Origin of the sequence: Myxococcus xanthus (assembly GCF_006402735.1) — a bacterium.
In the GTDB taxonomy this organism is placed as follows: Bacteria; Myxococcota; Myxococcia; order Myxococcales; family Myxococcaceae; genus Myxococcus; species Myxococcus xanthus_A.
The window spans coordinates 6860678-6874611 of sequence record NZ_CP017174.1 but is presented as its reverse complement, the minus strand read 5'-3'; the positions used below and the strand labels follow the sequence as shown (position 1 = coordinate 6874611).

Genomic DNA, 13934 nt, shown 5'->3' with positions numbered 1-13934 from the left:
TGCACCATTGCCCCAGTGGACCTCGACGACAAGTACGCACTATTTTCGCACGTAGGTACAAAAAGGTAACCAATGGCCCGGCACAAGACCTACGACTGCTCCGCGGGCTGCCCCGTGGAGGCCACGCTCGATTTGATTGGCGGCAAGTGGAAGGGGCTCATCCTCTACCACTTGCTCGACGGCACGCTTCGCTTCGGGGAGCTGCGCAAGCGCATCCCTGGCGTCACCGCGCGCATGTTGACCCAACAACTTCGCGAACTCGAAGCCAGCGGGCTGGTGCACCGCAAGGTGCACGCCGAGGTGCCTCCCCGCGTCGAGTACCGCCTCACCGAGCTGGGGGAATCCCTCCGCAAGGTGGTGCTGGCCCTGCGCGCCTGGGGAGAGAGCTACCTGGGCCAGCGCGCCCAGAAGTCACCGAAGCTGACAGCGGTCCGTTGAGGCGGGCGGCGTTTCCAGTGAGGAATGCGCAGACTGCACGCATCCCTGAACCTGGAGGTCCTCCATGCAACTGTTCCTGACGGGCGCGAGCGGCTTCATCGGCGGCTCCCTTGCTCACTCGCTGAAGGCCCGCGGCCACGCCATCCGGGGGCTGGTCCGGGACAAGGCGAAGGCGGAGCGGCTGGCGGCGCTCGGCATCGAGCCCGTGCTGGGTGATTTGGAGGACCACGCCTTGCTGACGGCCGAGGCGCGGCGCGCGGACGCGGTCATCAACGCGGCCAGCAGTGACCACGCGGAGGCTGTCGAGGCGCTCCTGGCGGGACTGCGCGGCTCCGGCAAGCCGCTGCTCCACACCAGTGGTTCCAGCGTGATTGGCGATGACGTCCGGGGCGACGTGCTCTCCGACAAGGTGTTCGACGAGGACACCCCCTTCATCGTCGAGCCCGACAAGCAGGCCCGGCACGCGGTCGACAACAGCGTGCTCGCCGCCGAGGGAATGCGCGGCATCGTCCTGTGCAACACGATGATCTACGGCACGGGCACCGGGCTCAGCCCGGACAGCGTGCAGATTCCCCCGCTGGTGAAGCAGGCGCGCAAGAGCGGCGTGGTGCGCATCGTCGGCAAGGGCGTCAACCGCTGGTCCAACGTGCACATCGATGACGTGGTGGCGCTGTACCTGCTCGCCTTGGAGCGCGCTCCCGCCGGGGCCTTCTACTTCGTGGAGAACGGTGAGGCCTCCTTCGCGGAGATTGGCACCGCCATCGCCCAGCGGCTCGGGCTGGGGCCCGTCCAATCCTGGTCGGTGGAGGAAGCCAGTCGCGAGTGGGGTGAAGGCCACGCGCGCTACTCCTTCGGCTCCAACAGCCGGGTGTGTGGCAAGCGCGCGCGCCGCGAGCTGGAGTGGAAGCCCCGGCACGACTCCGTCACGGCGTGGATTCGCGACGAAATGCCGCTCGATTGAGCGCTAGTTCCAGGGGAAGACGGGGCCCCAGACGGAGTCCCGGCTCAGCGCGATGGGGAGCTTGAGTGTCAACACCAGCCCCACCTCGCGGGCATGCCGCGTCCGCTCCACGCCGCCGGGGCCGATGTCCGGCTCCCCGGCCAGCGGAATCCCGAAGCGCACGCCCAGGCTGCCGAACACGAGGGCCAGGTAGGGCGCGACGTGCAGGCCCGTCGTCGCAACGCGTGTCCGGCTCGCCGTTTCATGCATGACGCCCAGCTCCACGCCCCCGAAGAACAGGGTGCCCTGGAGCCCGGCGCAGAGCCGCGCGCTGCCGCGCTCCATCTTCTGTGCCTGCGCGAAGAGGCCCAGGGCGCCCACGCCCTTGAACCAATTGAGCGTCAACTCCCCGCCCACGCCCGTGCCGGGCTCGTCCGCCCCGAAGGCCGCGCTGTACAGGGGGCCCACGGACAGCCAGGTCTCTTCTTTGGGGAACAGCGTGATGTCCGCCCTCGCGGGCAGGGCGAAGAGCACGGTAGCCGCCAGGAGCGGGACGGGAAGGCGCATGCGGCCGCCCGGATGCAACCACCGGGCCCTGCATCCTCTCGAGGTGACGGCACTTCGGCGTGTGCAAGCGCCTGCACGCTGAGCAGCCGCACCTGTGCAGCCACTCATTTCTTCCGAGGCTTCGGGGCCGCGGGGCGAGCCGGCGCGGCGGGGGGCTCCACGGTGCCCAGCGTGACGGGGCCTTCGCGGTACAGGGCGTTGACCTTGCCGCCGCGAAGCTCCAGGGCCGCGAGGTTCCGCCCGTACCCGGTGCTCAGCCCGGTGTCGATGAGCAGCGCCTTGCCGTTGAATCGCACCTTCACCTTGCCGTCGCGGTTCGTGGTGTGCCCCATGACCATGCGCCTGGCGTCATAACGCTTCAGCACCGCGTCCAGCGCGGGTTCGGCGTCCTGCGGCTCGCCCAGTGCGTAGCCTCGGAACCACAAGGGGCCCTGTGCGTCCCGCGCGCCGCCGGGCGGATGGTCGGGGAAGAAGTCCTGGCGCACCCAGCGGTTGAGCTCGGCCAGGTTTCCGCCGGGAACGCCGGGCGCGACGCCGCCGTGCACGAAGAGGGTGTCGTTGATGCGCACCACGGCGGCGTGCTTGCGCAGCCACTGGCCGTAGCGGCCCTGGAGGCTGTACGCGACGCGGTGCCCGTTGAGGCCGGGGGGGGAGCCGGCGCTCTCCTGCTCGGGGCTCTGGTCGGCGAACGAAGCCATCTCCCCGGGGCTCACGTAGCGCAGGTCACCCAGCATGTTCATGGCTTCATGGTTGCCGAGCAGGGCGTGGACCCGTCCGCCCGCGGCGAGCGCTTCCTGCTCCAGTCGCATGAGCAGGTCGAACGCCGCGCGCGTCTGGTCGCCCCGGTCCGGCACGTCGCCCGTCTGGACCAGGTGCGTCTTGCCGCCAATCCACCGGTCCTTCGCGTCGATGAGGCCGGCGAGCCGGAGCACCTCCTTCAGGGCGTCCACGTCACCGTGCACGTCCCCCACCGCCACCACGCGCTCCACGCCGGTGAAGGTGTCGGGGACCGCGTCCTCCAGCCGAGGCGGCGTTGGGGCTTGGGGTGAGGGTGCCGCCGCCAGGAGCAGCGGGACGAGCACGAGCAGGGGGCGCGTGCGGAGCAAAGAGGGGGCCATGGGAATGTCCTCTGGTGAGACGGCGCGCCTGGGCTGGCCGGCCCAGGCGCGCTGGAGGACCTCAGCGTGTCACGCCCGCGCGGCCCTCGGTGCCTGAATCGCCTCCAGGCACCCGGGTCGCTCGTTCAGGCGACGGAGGGTTCAGCGGTAGTCCCACTTCTGGTTCGGGTTGCCCGTGCACTCGTAGATGATGAGCCGGGCGCCGCTGGACGTGTTGTGGTTCACGATGTCCACGCACTTGTTGGCGAGCACGCTGACCAGGTCACCCGCGCCGCTCAGCACGAACTGCTGTGCCGGGTTGCCGCTGCAGTTGGCCAACTGGATGGCCGCGCCGTTGGCCGTGGAGGCCCAGGCCACGTCCATGCACTTGCCGCCTGCCTGAACGGTGCCGTTGACGAAGGTCCACCGCTGCGCGTTCGTGCCATTGCAGTCCCACATCTGGAGCTGCACGCCGTCGGAGAAGTTGGAGTTGGGCACGTCGATGCACTTGCCGTTGAGGCGCGACACGAAGGACCGTCCGCTGCTGCCGCCGCCCGTCGTGCGGAGCGTCAGGCCGTAGGCGCCCAGGATGGGGTTGACGGGCTGGTAGAACGTCTGCGGCGGATTGCCGTTGGCACACGTGCCCGCCACGCCGGACGTCACGCCCTGGGCCTGGTTGCCGGAGATGACGGAGCCGCCGGAGTCTCCGCCGTCCGCGCACGCGTTCGTCTTGTGCAGGCCGTACACGGGCCCGACGGAGTAGTTGACGGTGATGTTCTTCGCCTGGAGCACGCCGCACCGCCAGCCGGTGGTGTAGCCGGAGCGGCAGATGGAAGCATTCACAGGAGCCTCCTGGGAGCCCGCGACGGTGACGTTGCCGCCGCTGTAGTTGTTGACCCACGGCTGTGGGGTCCACGAGCCATTGGTGGCCACCCAGCCGTAGTCGGAGCCGGGCCAGACGGAGCCACGGATGGTGCCCAGGGCCACGCCGTTGTGCCCCGTGGTGGGCGTGCCGGCGCCGCCGCAGTGGCCGGCGGTGACGAAGCCCCCGTTGACGGGGAAGCCCACCGAACAGCGGTAGTTGCTGAAGTAGTACGGGTCACCGCCGCGCAGGTCGTAGGCGGGCTCGGGCGCGTGGGTGGAGGCCACCACGCGGAGGCTGCCGTCCTTCAGGCCCGAGCTCTGCGCGATGAAGGCATCCGCGCGTAGCTTCGTCTGGCTGGAGGCGTCCACGTAGACAACGACGCTGTTCGTCGGCAGGTCGACGTACCAGGAGTGGATGGCGGGCGAGAGCGCCTGGACGTTCTGGTCCAGCTCCGCCTTCACCTGCCCCAGCCGCGCCAGGCTCCGCGCCACGCGCACGGTCCTCACGCCGGCGACCCGGGCCTTGGCGAGGCGGGACTCGTCGGTGACACCGACGATGAGCTGGCCGCCCTCCGCGTCGAGCCAGGCGCCACCGAAGGCGTCGCCCAGTTGTTCACGCATCGTCTGCTCCAGCCCGGGCGCCTTCGCCTCGAAGGACAGGCGCTGATGCACCTGCTGCTCGGTGAGCCCAAGGTCCCGGCGCATCGCGGAGACGATTTCTGGCGACACATCGTTCGAGGCCTCGGCGGCCATCGGCAGGCCCGTCAGGGTGGCAAGGCCAGCGAACATCGCTGCGGTAGAAAGCCAATCAGACATTCGATTCATGGAAGTAGATGGGGAGTGTTCCCGCGGCAGAGCGAACGCCAGGGCAGGGGACATCGCCTGCGCGTGGGAGTGAGAGGGATTCCCTGGCGTGATGTGGAGTCCGCATGAGCATGCGGCATGCCAACGCGGGTGCAGAGCCTTCCAGGGGGGAGTGAGGTGATGGCGTATGCCCCACTCGCAATTTTATGACGGACAGGTGGTGACAGCCGTCCTCGGCTGGTGACAGGTGTTACCACCCTGCGTCAGGCCGAAATCGAACTGGCTGACGTTGGGACTGCTGCTGTGTGGCAGCGCGGCACACGCGGACGCGCTGCCGTACCAAGGTGGACAAGGTCGTGGTGGCCTGTCCCTGACGCGCGCGACGAACTGTACTGCTCCCTGGATGCAGCACAGCGAGCGACACGCTGGGAGGACGTAGGATGGCGTCACGCTCATGCGCACCCACACTGAGTCCATTCCCTACGAAGTCCACCGCGATGACGGGTTCGTCGCCTCCGACGACCCCGCGCGCATCGACCTGGACGTCGTCCATGGCTACCTGTCCCGCTCATACTGGTCCGCGGGCATTCCCCGGGAGACGGTCGAACGGGCCGCCCGGAACTCGCTCGTCTTTGGGCTCTATTCGTCTGGAGGCCAGGTGGGCTACGCCCGCGTCGTCACCGACCGCGCGAGCTTCGCCTATCTTTGTGACGTCTTCGTCCTGGAGTCGTACCAGGGGCGGGGTCTGGGCCAGTGGATGATGGAGGCGCTGCTCGCGCATCCCGACCTGCAAGGGCTTCGGCGGTTCTTGCTCGCCACGCGAGATGCCCATTCACTCTATGCGCGTTACGGCTTTCAGCCATTGGGCGCGCCCGCGCGCTTCATGGAGCGCCATGACCCGGACGTCTATGTCCGAAATCGAGAAGAGGGCGCGAAAGGGAAGGCAGGATGAGGCCGTAGGCACGACAATCGTTCCATGCCCAACTCCAACTGCTTCCTGCGGTCGATGCGCTGCTGGCTGTCTTTGGGGTTGGGCGCGGTGCTCCGGGCGAGCCAACGCAACGCGTCTTCACTACTTCACTGAGACAATTTATTTCCAGACATAGCTGTCTGATTTTTGCGGGAAATAGCGAGGGCAGGACGCTGTTTCGTCGTCAGGTGCTTGTGACAGGCTTCAAGGGTTGGTACCTTGAAATTTCGAAATGCTGTTTATGCCGGGATACGGATTTTTTGATGAATCTGTCGTCCGAGGAGAGAGCAGCGTGCAACAGATTGAGGTCATCCGGCAGCTCGACCATCGGTTCCAGCATCAGGAGCCGTTTGGGAACTCATTGAAAATCGTGTTGCGTGTCATCGAACGCTACAAGTTCGTTCTAGAGGTGTTGTCGCGCCAGGACGCGCGGTTGCGAGCACTGACGGAGCGCGTCGAGGCGCTGGACACCGCGTCTGTGAATGTCTTGTTCGGTGACCTGCTCGTGCGCGCCGCGCTGGAGACGGCCATCAGCAAGCTGGAGACGACGGGGCGGGTAGGGGCGGTGCGTGACACCTTCCCGGCGCTGCTCGGAGAGGCACTCGATTCGCTGGAGGAGAGCCGTCGGCTGTCCGTCGCGCGCAAGGCGATGGGGCGTGACTTCACGGTGGGGCCTTCGGGCCGCACCTGGGTCTGGGACCTCCCGGACACACCGTCGCGGGTCGGGGACCTGCTGCGCGACAGCATCCGCACCGGGTTCATGCCTGGGGCCAAGAGCAGCGTCGAAATCATCCGTCCGACGCCACGCATGGTGGAAGGCCTGGAGCGGGCCTGTGAGCTGCTCCGGCGGCTGGTGCCGGAGATGGCGCAGAGCGTCTTCCTGCACCTGCACTGCATCGCCGTGGCGAACATCCGGGGCCCGCGTGGCCGGATGCTCACCGGCTCCGGGGGCGACGGCACGCCGTGCATGATTTTCATCGACCCGGACGAGCTGGAGAACCCGTGGGACACGGCGGGCCACATCCTGCATGAGGCGATTCACCTCAAGCTCTCCGACCTGATTCGCACGGGCGCCATCGTGACGGATGACGACCCGGTGGAGCTGCCCTGGGGACGGCGGACGGCCCTGTCCAACAGCGTCTTCGCCTACCACGCGTACGCGCACATGCAGGTGTTCCGCGAGGCGGTGAAGCACCTGGGGCCGGACTGCTACGCGGAGTTCGGCGCGCCCCGTGACTACGACGCTCCGGCCCACGCGATGTCGGTGGTGAAGAACGACGTCAAGCCCTACTCCCGGGCCGAGGAGCGGCTGGCGTACCTGCACTCGCAGCTCTCGGGCCCGCTGTCGCCCCGGGTGACGCCCTACGGGCGCGAGCTCGTCGCGTGGCTCTGGGACACGGTTCGTCCCCTGGTGGACGGAGTCGCCACGGGCGACACCGCTCCGCGCGCCGCGGCCTCCACGCCGGCACCGTCCAACTCCAGCAGGGCGCCGTCCTCGGTGCGTTACCGGCAGGGGCGGGACCTCTCGTTGCGCCGCTCTCCGGCGTCGGAGGTGTTGTTCGCGCTGGACCCCTCGTCGCAGAAGATCGTCACCCTGAACCTGTCGGCGTGGCTCGCCTTCGAGCTGTGTGACGGCAAGACGGAGGAAGAGGTTCTCACCTCGTACACGTCGTCGCTGGGGCTCGGGGCCGAGCGCGCCTGGGCCCAGCTGGCGCCCACGCTCAGGGGCCTGGAGTCAAGCGGGATGATTGAGCAGGTCACCGAGGGAGGTGCACCGTGACGAGTGTCCTGGGCGTCGTTCAGACCGCGGACCGGGCGCTGTCGAGGCACTCTGTGTTCGGGGACTCGCCGCGAATCCTGGCGAAGGTGCTGACCCGTTACCGCTTTGGCGTGGAGTTGTTCGCGGAGCGGCTGCCGTCCCTGGCGCGCGCCGCGTCCGCGGTGGAGTCGCTCAGCGACGCCGACGCGCGCCGCGTCTTCTTCGACCCGCTCGTGCGCCTGACGCTGGAGCAGGCCTTCTCCGACCTGGAGGCGGGCCACCTGGCGTCGCCGCACCCGCTGGAGGAGATGCTGCCGGGCGCGCTGGAGGCGCTGCCGGTGGGCCTGTGCGAGTCGCGCATGCCGTCGCGCTGGCGGGTGGGCTCGGAGGTGCCGAAGTGGCTGTGGGATGTGGCTCGGCCCGCGGACCCGTACTCCCGGGCGCTGCATGCCGCGTTCGACGGCGTCTTCGGCGCGAAGTCCAAGAGCGGCGGCACGCTCTTGAGCCCGGACGCCACCGCGCAGCGGAAGATCAACGACTCCATCGAGCTGCTCTCCCTGCTGCTGCCCGACTCGGGCGCCAGCGCGCTGACCCACATCGAGGCCATCGCGCTGCTCAGCGCTCGGCTCGAAGGGGGCACCGTCCTGTCCGCCGCGGGGGGAGACCTGACGCCCTCCACCATCTTCCTGTCGCTGGAGGAGCTCGGGAACCCCTGGGACGTCGCCGGATGTCTGCTGCACGAAGGGCTTCACATGAAGCTCTTCGATGCGACGCGTTCGGTGGCGCTCGCGGCCCGCCCGGAGGAGACCATCCAGGTCCCCTGGCGTGACATCCGCTGGTCCATCGTCCGCACGGTGTTCGCCTACCACGTCTACGTGCACCTCTCGCTCTTCAAGGCGGCCGCGCTCACGGCGGACCGCACCCTGACGGAGCGGTTCGGGGACCCCTCGGCGTATGTGTCCCGCCCGCATGCGATGTCGGTGGTGAACAACGACAGTGCCTCGCGCTACGGCCGCTCGGTGGACCGGGCCCGCTACTTGGGGGAGATGTTGCTGACGGAGTGGGCCCACCTGCTCACACCGCAGGGGCGCGACTTCGTCAGGTGGCTGCGCGAGTCCCTGGCGCCCGTGGACCGCGAGCTTTTCCTCAAGGACGCCGGTCCCCGAGCCTGTGAGCAGGAGCGGGCCGCGTACCGCAAGGTCAACGGGCTGCGGGTCCGCCCGTCGAAGCAGGGCGAGTGCTTGATGGTGTTCTCACCGGCCGCGCCGCGCATCCACTGGCTCGACTTGAATGCGTGGCTGATTTTCGAACTCAGCGACGGCCGGACGTACTCCGACATGGAGCGGGCTTACCTCGAGGTTGTCGGCGCGAGAGTGGCCCCGGACGAGGCGCGCCGGCAGTTGCGTTCGGGGCTCGACTCACTAGTACGCAGTACCCTCGTAGAGCCAACACGGCAGCAAGGAGACGTGGCATGAACAACGGATCGCAGTGGCTGGAGACCGTGAAGAACCTGGTGGCCGAGAAGGACCTGCTCCAGGAGCCGAGCGTGACGTGTGGGTCGAGCGCGGAGCGCCAGTGGTGGCCTCCCTACGTCGTCAACGACACGTCCAAGAAGGAGGACTGACCCCCGTCGGGTCAGCCTGAAGCCCTGACGTTCTGCCCGCCGTGTCCGCGCTCTCTCGAGCCGGATGCGGCGGGCGCTGTGCCGTATCCCCATGCCACCGAGGACAGCGAGCGAATGGACACCTATGACATCGTGGTGGCGGGCAACGGCGCGCTGGGCCTGGCGACCGCGCGCGCCTTGACGCTGGTGGACCCCCGTCTGCGCATCGCCGTGGTCGGTCCCGTCAGCCGCCCCGCGGGAGCGTCCCCCGCCGCTGGGGCGATGCTGGGGTGCTATGGGGAAGTGACGGCGCCCTTGTTGCGGACCGCGCCGGGCCGCGCGAAGCATGCCAAGGGCGTGCTCGCCGCGCGCCTCTGGCCTTCATGGCTGGAGCAGCTCAATGGCGAGCTGCCCGAGGACGCGCACGTCCAGGTCCGCGCCGGCACCATTGTCTTCAGCAACGCCAAGTCCGGGACGATTGAGGATGAGAACTTCATCGCCATCCAGCAGGCGGTGAAGGATGAGGAAGAGCCCCACGAACTGCTGGACCCCAACCAGGTGCCGGGCCTGAATCCCGCGGAGGACTGCCGGCCCAAGCAGGCGCTGTTCCTTCCCCGCGAGGGCTCGGTGGACGCGAGCCGCCTGCTGCGGGCGCTCACTCTGTCCCTGGAGCAGTCGCCGCAGGTGTCTGTCGTGGATGGGGCGGTCAAGACGCTGGACGTCCAGGGGGGCCGCGTGACGGGCGTGCGGTTGGAGGATGGCCGCGCGCTGAGCGCCGCGCAGGTGGTGCTCGCCATGGGCGTGGGGACGCAGGCGGTCCTCGACGAGCTGCCGGAGCTGGCGCGGCGAATCCCCCGCATCTTCAGCGGCGGCGGGACGTCGCTGCTGCTCCAGGTGCCCCGGCCGTCGCTCCAGCACGTGGTGCGCACGCCGAACCGGGCCTTTGCCTGTGGCCTTCATGGCATGCCCCGCGGGGGCGACCAGCTCTACTTCGGCGCGACGAACATCCTGATGGCTCGGCCGATGCTTCGCACCACGCCGGCCGACATGTACTTCCTGCTGGAGTGCGTCCTGGAGCAGATTGACCAGGACCTCTGCGCCGCGCAGCTCGTGGCCTGGCAGGCGGGAAACCGGCCCGTCACCGTGGACACGTGCCCGCTCATTGGACCGACGTCCGTGGACGGACTGTGGCTGCTCACGGGCACGTACCGCGACGGGCTGTTCCTCTCCCCGCTGCTGGGGCAGCACATGGCGCGGCGGATGTGCGGGCAGAGCGGCCTGGTGGCCGAGGACTTCCTGCCGGAGCGCAAGCCCATCTCCCTCTACACGCTGAAGGAGGCGCGCGCGGAGGCGCTCAAGCACTACCTGGCCATGGGGTGGGAGCACGGCATCCGGCTGCCCAAGGTGGGCTGGCACCGCGCCTTCCCGCGCTTCTACCAGCAGATGCTGGACTCGCTCTACGACGCGCTGGGAGAGGAGGAGTTCGTCATGCCCCCGGAGCTCCTGGCCATCGTCGACAGCAATCGCGCGGCCATGGTGCCGTTCTTCCGCAACTACTACGCGGAAGTCCGCAAGGCCTGGGCGTGAAGCGGGCCCAGGCCCGGGCCGCTCAGCGGCTCTCCACCGCCGTCCGGTTCTGCCGGGCGGTGACCGCCTCAAGCACCGTCGCTGGAGGGACGACGCCCTCGCGCCCGAGCAGCACCGCGGTGGATTCGCCCTCCGCCACCACCTTCCCGCGCGAGAGGAACTGGTGGGTGGCATAGAAGTACTTCTCGTCCCAACGGGTAATCGACATGGACACCGTGTACTTCTGGAACAGGCGAAGCGGCTTTTTGTAGTCCATGGTGTGGCGCACGATGATGGGCGCCCACTTCTGCTTGAGCATGAGCGCCAGCAGGCCCGTCCGGATGAACAGGTCGACCCGGCTCAAGTCACAGACGGTGAGGAACCGTCCGTTGTTCATGTGCAGGTTCAGGTCCAGGTCATTGGGCAGGACGCGCTGCTCCAGCGTGCTCGTCAGCGCGTCCACGCGCATCTCCGGCTTCCAGAGCGAGGAGAGCATGACCCACAACATCCTGAGATAGAGATTCATGTGCTTCGGACGGCTCCTGCAGGAAGAACGAGATGAGCCGGGCCGGCGGGTAGTAACCCAGCCCGGAGGAACGCTGATACATGAAACCCAGGTGCCCGCCATGCGGCGTCAGCTCCAGCCGCACGTGCTCCCGCAGCGCGCGTGCGTCAGGGAGCGTGTCCCGGGCGACGAGCGGGTCGTCCTCGGCGTTGAGGACGAGGAAGGGCACTTCGATGCCCGACAGGAATTGCTGGCTGCTGCACCGCTCGTAGTAGTCCTCCGCGTCCTTGAAGCCGTGGAGGGGCGCGGTGAAGGCCTCGTCGAAGGCCTGGATGCTGCGCATCCCGTTCAGCGTCCCAACGCGTGAGGCGAACTCCGGCAGGTGGGTCTTGAGCCGCGCGACGCGCTTGTACGAGTTCAACACGCGGAGCTGGTAGAGCTGGTTGATGCCTTCGCAGGCCCGCCGGGCCGTGCTGCCCAGGGAGAACGTGAGGGACACGGCCGCCGCGGCGGACAAGTGGCTGGCGTGGCCCGTCTCCGCCAGGTAGCGAATCAACATGCTGCCCCCCAGGGAGAAGCCCACGCCATAGAGTGGCGTGTGGGGCTCCTGCTCACGGACGAAGCGCGCCAGCCAGGCCAGGTGGTCGGTGAAACCCGCGTGATAGAAGGGGGCCCGCCGGTTGGGCACGGCGCCGCCCCGGTGGCACAACACCGCCGCGCGCAGGCCGCGCAGGGCCAGCTCCGACAGGAGGCTGCGGACGTAGGTGGAGTCCTGCGTGCCCTGCATGCCGGGCAGCAGGATGAACAAGGGCCCTGGCCGCGTCCGGTTCAGCCAGTACACGTCCACGAAGTCGCCGTCCGCCAGCTCGTGGCGGATGTGCTCGGTGAGCACGTCGTGTCGGCGCCGGTCCAGGTGGGGGACGACGGTCTGCACATGGGAGAAGCGCAGCCACCAGGGGACGTGGAAGGCGTTCGCGTGCTCAGCCATGGACGGTCCGCGTGTGGGCCTCTTCGGGCAGCGGCATGCCCACCTCGGCCATGACGGCCAGGTCCTTCTCTGTCAGCACGCGGGTGCGCCGCCGCACGATGTCCGCCCCCAGCACCAGGTTGAAGTTGGACACGCCGCCATAGCGGTGGTGCAGGAAGTGGTTGCGGTAGACGGCGCGCATGTAGCGGGTCCGCAGCAGCCACGCCAGCCACCGGGGCGCGGTGCGCTGTCCTTCCTCGAAGGGCAGGTGCAGGTACGGGTGGACGAAGTGGCTCATGAAGGGCGGCAGCAGCAGCGTCACGCAGCCGGCCAGGAAGGCAATGGGCTTGAGCGTGAAGTAGAACACCGGGAAGAAGATGACCAGCGGGGCCACGAAGACGAAGGCGCCCTCGCCGTGCAGCCGGGTGGCGAAGGCGCCGTTGATGATGGTCCGGCCGTGCTTGCCCCGCTGGAGCAGCTCCTCGGTGAGCTTCTGCTTCTCCTCCTCGCTCCGGAACTGCGTCACGTGGTTGCTCCGAAAAGTCCTCACGTGGTGGATGGTGTGGTGGGAGAAGTGCGTGTTGATCATCGGCCGGAACAGCCGCGGCGCGCGGTTCCAGAAGCGCACCGCCTTCGGACGCGCGTCGGACACGTACTCGTGCATGAAGGACTCGACGTACGAGGAGATGACGTACCCCAGCACGAGTCCGAGGAGGACATGGACGTAATCAGGCATTTTCAGCGTTCCTCGCCGGAGCAGGTCATCAGTCGGACCAGCTGACCTGTCGGCTCGATGGAGGGCGGGGAGGCCAGCGGTGTCCTGGCATGGCCCGCGTGGACAGGGGGAAAGCCCGTCATCCTGCCGGTGGCCTCGTCGTACACCTTGAGGCGGAAGGCGAGCACCGAGTCGCGCAAGTCCAGCTTCACGCCCTCTTCGGCCAGGCCGTGCTGCTCCATGTAACCGCGCAGCAGGTAGTTGGGAATCTGGGGCTTCAGGTGATGGACGTGGTGCAGGTTGATGGCGCCGAAGAGCCACTCGAACGCGCGCGGCAGCACCAGGTGACTGCTGCCCTGGAGCGCCGAGCCCTTCAGGGACCACTGCGCCCGGGGAACCCAGTAGGGCCGCTCCACCTGGTGCTGCACGAAGAAGAGCCAGATGCCCAGGCCCGCGGCCACCTGGGTGATGATGAGGTGCACCACCAGCCACCGGGGCCAGTCACCCAGCGCCAGGAACGCGAGGTGGACGGCCACCAGCGCAAGGTTCGTCACCAGGATGGAGCGGCGCTCGGGCCTGCGCTCCTTGGCGACGATGCCCGGCATGCGGAAGCGCAGCAGGAACTGGAAGATGGGCCCCACGCCCAGGAGGACCGCGGGGTGCCGGTACAGCCGGTAGCGCAGGCGTTGGGAGGGCTTGAGCGCCAGGTACTCCTGGGCCGTCATCGTCACGATGTCGCCCACGCCGCGCCGGTCGAGGTCGCCGCTGGTGCTGTGGTGGACCAGGTGCATGGCCCGCCAGTACGCGTGCGGCGCCAGCGTCAGCATGCCCAGCACCACGCCCACCCGGTCATTCGTCACCGGACGCTGGAACAGCGAGCGGTGGGCACAGTCGTGCTGGAGGATGAAGACCCGGACGAGCACGACGCCCGCGAGCACCGCCAGCGCCACGCCGCCCACCAGGCTTTGGGCGAAGAAGACATAGCTGGCCCCCGCGAGCAGGACATAGGCGCCCACGCATCCCACGAGCTGGACCACGCTCCGCTGGGTGCGCGCCCGCCAATCCTGGGACTGGGCGCGAGAATCGCTAACGGTGGATGCGTCAGATGGCATGGCTGCCCCGAATCCCCAGACTTCCCC

The 13934-nt window shown here is 68.4% G+C and carries 14 protein-coding genes; 7 read left to right on the top strand and 7 right to left on the bottom strand.

Features of this window, described 5'->3' with window-relative positions; translation table 11 throughout:
* Positions 1-72 precede the first annotated feature (72 nt).
* Both BHS09_RS28100 and BHS09_RS28095 read left to right on the top strand, forming a co-directional pair.
* Positions 73-438 (top strand): winged helix-turn-helix transcriptional regulator, encoded by a 366-nt coding sequence (locus tag BHS09_RS28100; protein ID WP_140794523.1) that lies wholly within the window; start codon positions 73-75, stop codon positions 436-438.
* Between the two features lie 64 nt (positions 439-502).
* Positions 503-1399 (top strand): NAD-dependent epimerase/dehydratase family protein, encoded by an 897-nt coding sequence (locus BHS09_RS28095; RefSeq protein WP_140799580.1) that lies wholly within the window; start codon positions 503-505, stop codon positions 1397-1399.
* 3 nt (positions 1400-1402) lie between these two features.
* On the opposite strand, the gene BHS09_RS28090 is transcribed toward BHS09_RS28095, so the two are convergent.
* The 3 genes from BHS09_RS28090 to BHS09_RS28080 form a co-directional block, all read right to left on the bottom strand.
* Positions 1403-1945 (bottom strand): hypothetical protein, encoded by a 543-nt coding sequence (locus BHS09_RS28090; RefSeq protein WP_140794521.1) that lies wholly within the window; start codon positions 1943-1945, stop codon positions 1403-1405.
* A 104-nt stretch (positions 1946-2049) separates the two neighbouring features.
* Positions 2050-3063 (bottom strand): metallophosphoesterase, encoded by a 1014-nt coding sequence (locus BHS09_RS28085; RefSeq protein WP_174259347.1) that lies wholly within the window; start codon positions 3061-3063, stop codon positions 2050-2052.
* A 141-nt stretch (positions 3064-3204) separates the two neighbouring features.
* Complete coding sequence (locus BHS09_RS28080; RefSeq protein ID WP_140796632.1) at positions 3205-4695, bottom strand: ricin-type beta-trefoil lectin domain protein; 1491 nt, start codon at positions 4693-4695, stop codon at positions 3205-3207.
* A gap of 469 nt (positions 4696-5164) precedes the next feature.
* On the opposite strand from BHS09_RS28080, the gene BHS09_RS28075 reads away from it, so the two are divergent.
* From BHS09_RS28075 to BHS09_RS28060, 5 genes are all read left to right on the top strand, one after another.
* The gene (locus BHS09_RS28075; RefSeq protein ID WP_140794519.1) at positions 5165-5662 is read left to right on the top strand and encodes a GNAT family N-acetyltransferase; all 498 of its coding nucleotides are present in this window, start codon (positions 5165-5167) and stop codon (positions 5660-5662) included.
* A gap of 310 nt (positions 5663-5972) precedes the next feature.
* Positions 5973-7460 (top strand): aKG-HExxH-type peptide beta-hydroxylase, encoded by a 1488-nt coding sequence (locus BHS09_RS28070; RefSeq protein WP_140799579.1) that lies wholly within the window; start codon positions 5973-5975, stop codon positions 7458-7460.
* On the top strand, positions 7457-8914 hold the full coding sequence (locus BHS09_RS28065; RefSeq protein ID WP_140794517.1) for an aKG-HExxH-type peptide beta-hydroxylase: 1458 nt from the start codon (positions 7457-7459) through the stop codon (positions 8912-8914). Before BHS09_RS28070 ends, BHS09_RS28065 begins: the two co-directional genes overlap by 4 nt.
* Positions 8911-9063: a hypothetical protein gene (locus tag BHS09_RS38925; protein WP_163884630.1), complete on the top strand. Its 153-nt coding sequence runs from the start codon at positions 8911-8913 to the stop codon at positions 9061-9063. The genes BHS09_RS28065 and BHS09_RS38925 overlap by 4 nt, the downstream gene beginning before the upstream one ends.
* Before the next feature lie 114 nt (positions 9064-9177).
* The gene (locus BHS09_RS28060; protein WP_140799578.1) at positions 9178-10629 is read left to right on the top strand and encodes an NAD(P)/FAD-dependent oxidoreductase; all 1452 of its coding nucleotides are present in this window, start codon (positions 9178-9180) and stop codon (positions 10627-10629) included.
* A gap of 22 nt (positions 10630-10651) precedes the next feature.
* Here the strand turns inward: BHS09_RS28060 and BHS09_RS28055 are convergent, their stop codons facing one another.
* Genes BHS09_RS28055 through BHS09_RS28040 form a run of 4 tightly spaced genes read right to left on the bottom strand, consistent with a single transcriptional unit; the run spans position 10652 to position 13907 of the window.
* Positions 10652-11104: an acyl-CoA thioesterase gene (locus BHS09_RS28055; protein WP_237077510.1), complete on the bottom strand. Its 453-nt coding sequence runs from the start codon at positions 11102-11104 to the stop codon at positions 10652-10654.
* Positions 11025-12101: a YheT family hydrolase gene (locus BHS09_RS28050; RefSeq protein ID WP_140799577.1), complete on the bottom strand. Its 1077-nt coding sequence runs from the start codon at positions 12099-12101 to the stop codon at positions 11025-11027. The genes BHS09_RS28055 and BHS09_RS28050 overlap by 80 nt, the downstream gene beginning before the upstream one ends.
* Positions 12094-12816 (bottom strand): hypothetical protein, encoded by a 723-nt coding sequence (locus BHS09_RS28045; RefSeq protein ID WP_140794514.1) that lies wholly within the window; start codon positions 12814-12816, stop codon positions 12094-12096. Before BHS09_RS28045 ends, BHS09_RS28050 begins: the two co-directional genes overlap by 8 nt.
* A 2-nt stretch (positions 12817-12818) precedes the next feature.
* Positions 12819-13907 (bottom strand): fatty acid desaturase, encoded by a 1089-nt coding sequence (locus tag BHS09_RS28040; RefSeq protein WP_140799576.1) that lies wholly within the window; start codon positions 13905-13907, stop codon positions 12819-12821.
* Positions 13908-13934 lie beyond the last annotated feature (27 nt).

Coding starts and splice junctions, on each gene's coding strand:
- BHS09_RS28095 (WP_140799580.1), top strand. CDS start 503: ATGCAACTGTTCCTGACGGGCGCGAGCGGCTTCATCGGCGGCTCCCTT.
- BHS09_RS38925 (WP_163884630.1), top strand. CDS start 8,911: ATGAACAACGGATCGCAGTGGCTGGAGACCGTGAAGAACCTGGTGGCC.
- BHS09_RS28040 (WP_140799576.1), bottom strand. CDS start 13,907: ATGCCATCTGACGCATCCACCGTTAGCGATTCTCGCGCCCAGTCCCAG.
- BHS09_RS28080 (WP_140796632.1), bottom strand. CDS start 4,695: ATGTTCGCTGGCCTTGCCACCCTGACGGGCCTGCCGATGGCCGCCGAG.
- BHS09_RS28100 (WP_140794523.1), top strand. CDS start 73: ATGGCCCGGCACAAGACCTACGACTGCTCCGCGGGCTGCCCCGTGGAG.
- BHS09_RS28085 (WP_174259347.1), bottom strand. CDS start 3,063: ATGGCCCCCTCTTTGCTCCGCACGCGCCCCCTGCTCGTGCTCGTCCCG.
- BHS09_RS28060 (WP_140799578.1), top strand. CDS start 9,178: ATGGACACCTATGACATCGTGGTGGCGGGCAACGGCGCGCTGGGCCTG.
- BHS09_RS28055 (WP_237077510.1), bottom strand. CDS start 11,104: ATGCTCTCCTCGCTCTGGAAGCCGGAGATGCGCGTGGACGCGCTGACG.
- BHS09_RS28075 (WP_140794519.1), top strand. CDS start 5,165: ATGCGCACCCACACTGAGTCCATTCCCTACGAAGTCCACCGCGATGAC.
- BHS09_RS28045 (WP_140794514.1), bottom strand. CDS start 12,816: ATGCCTGATTACGTCCATGTCCTCCTCGGACTCGTGCTGGGGTACGTC.
- BHS09_RS28090 (WP_140794521.1), bottom strand. CDS start 1,945: ATGCGCCTTCCCGTCCCGCTCCTGGCGGCTACCGTGCTCTTCGCCCTG.
- BHS09_RS28050 (WP_140799577.1), bottom strand. CDS start 12,101: ATGGCTGAGCACGCGAACGCCTTCCACGTCCCCTGGTGGCTGCGCTTC.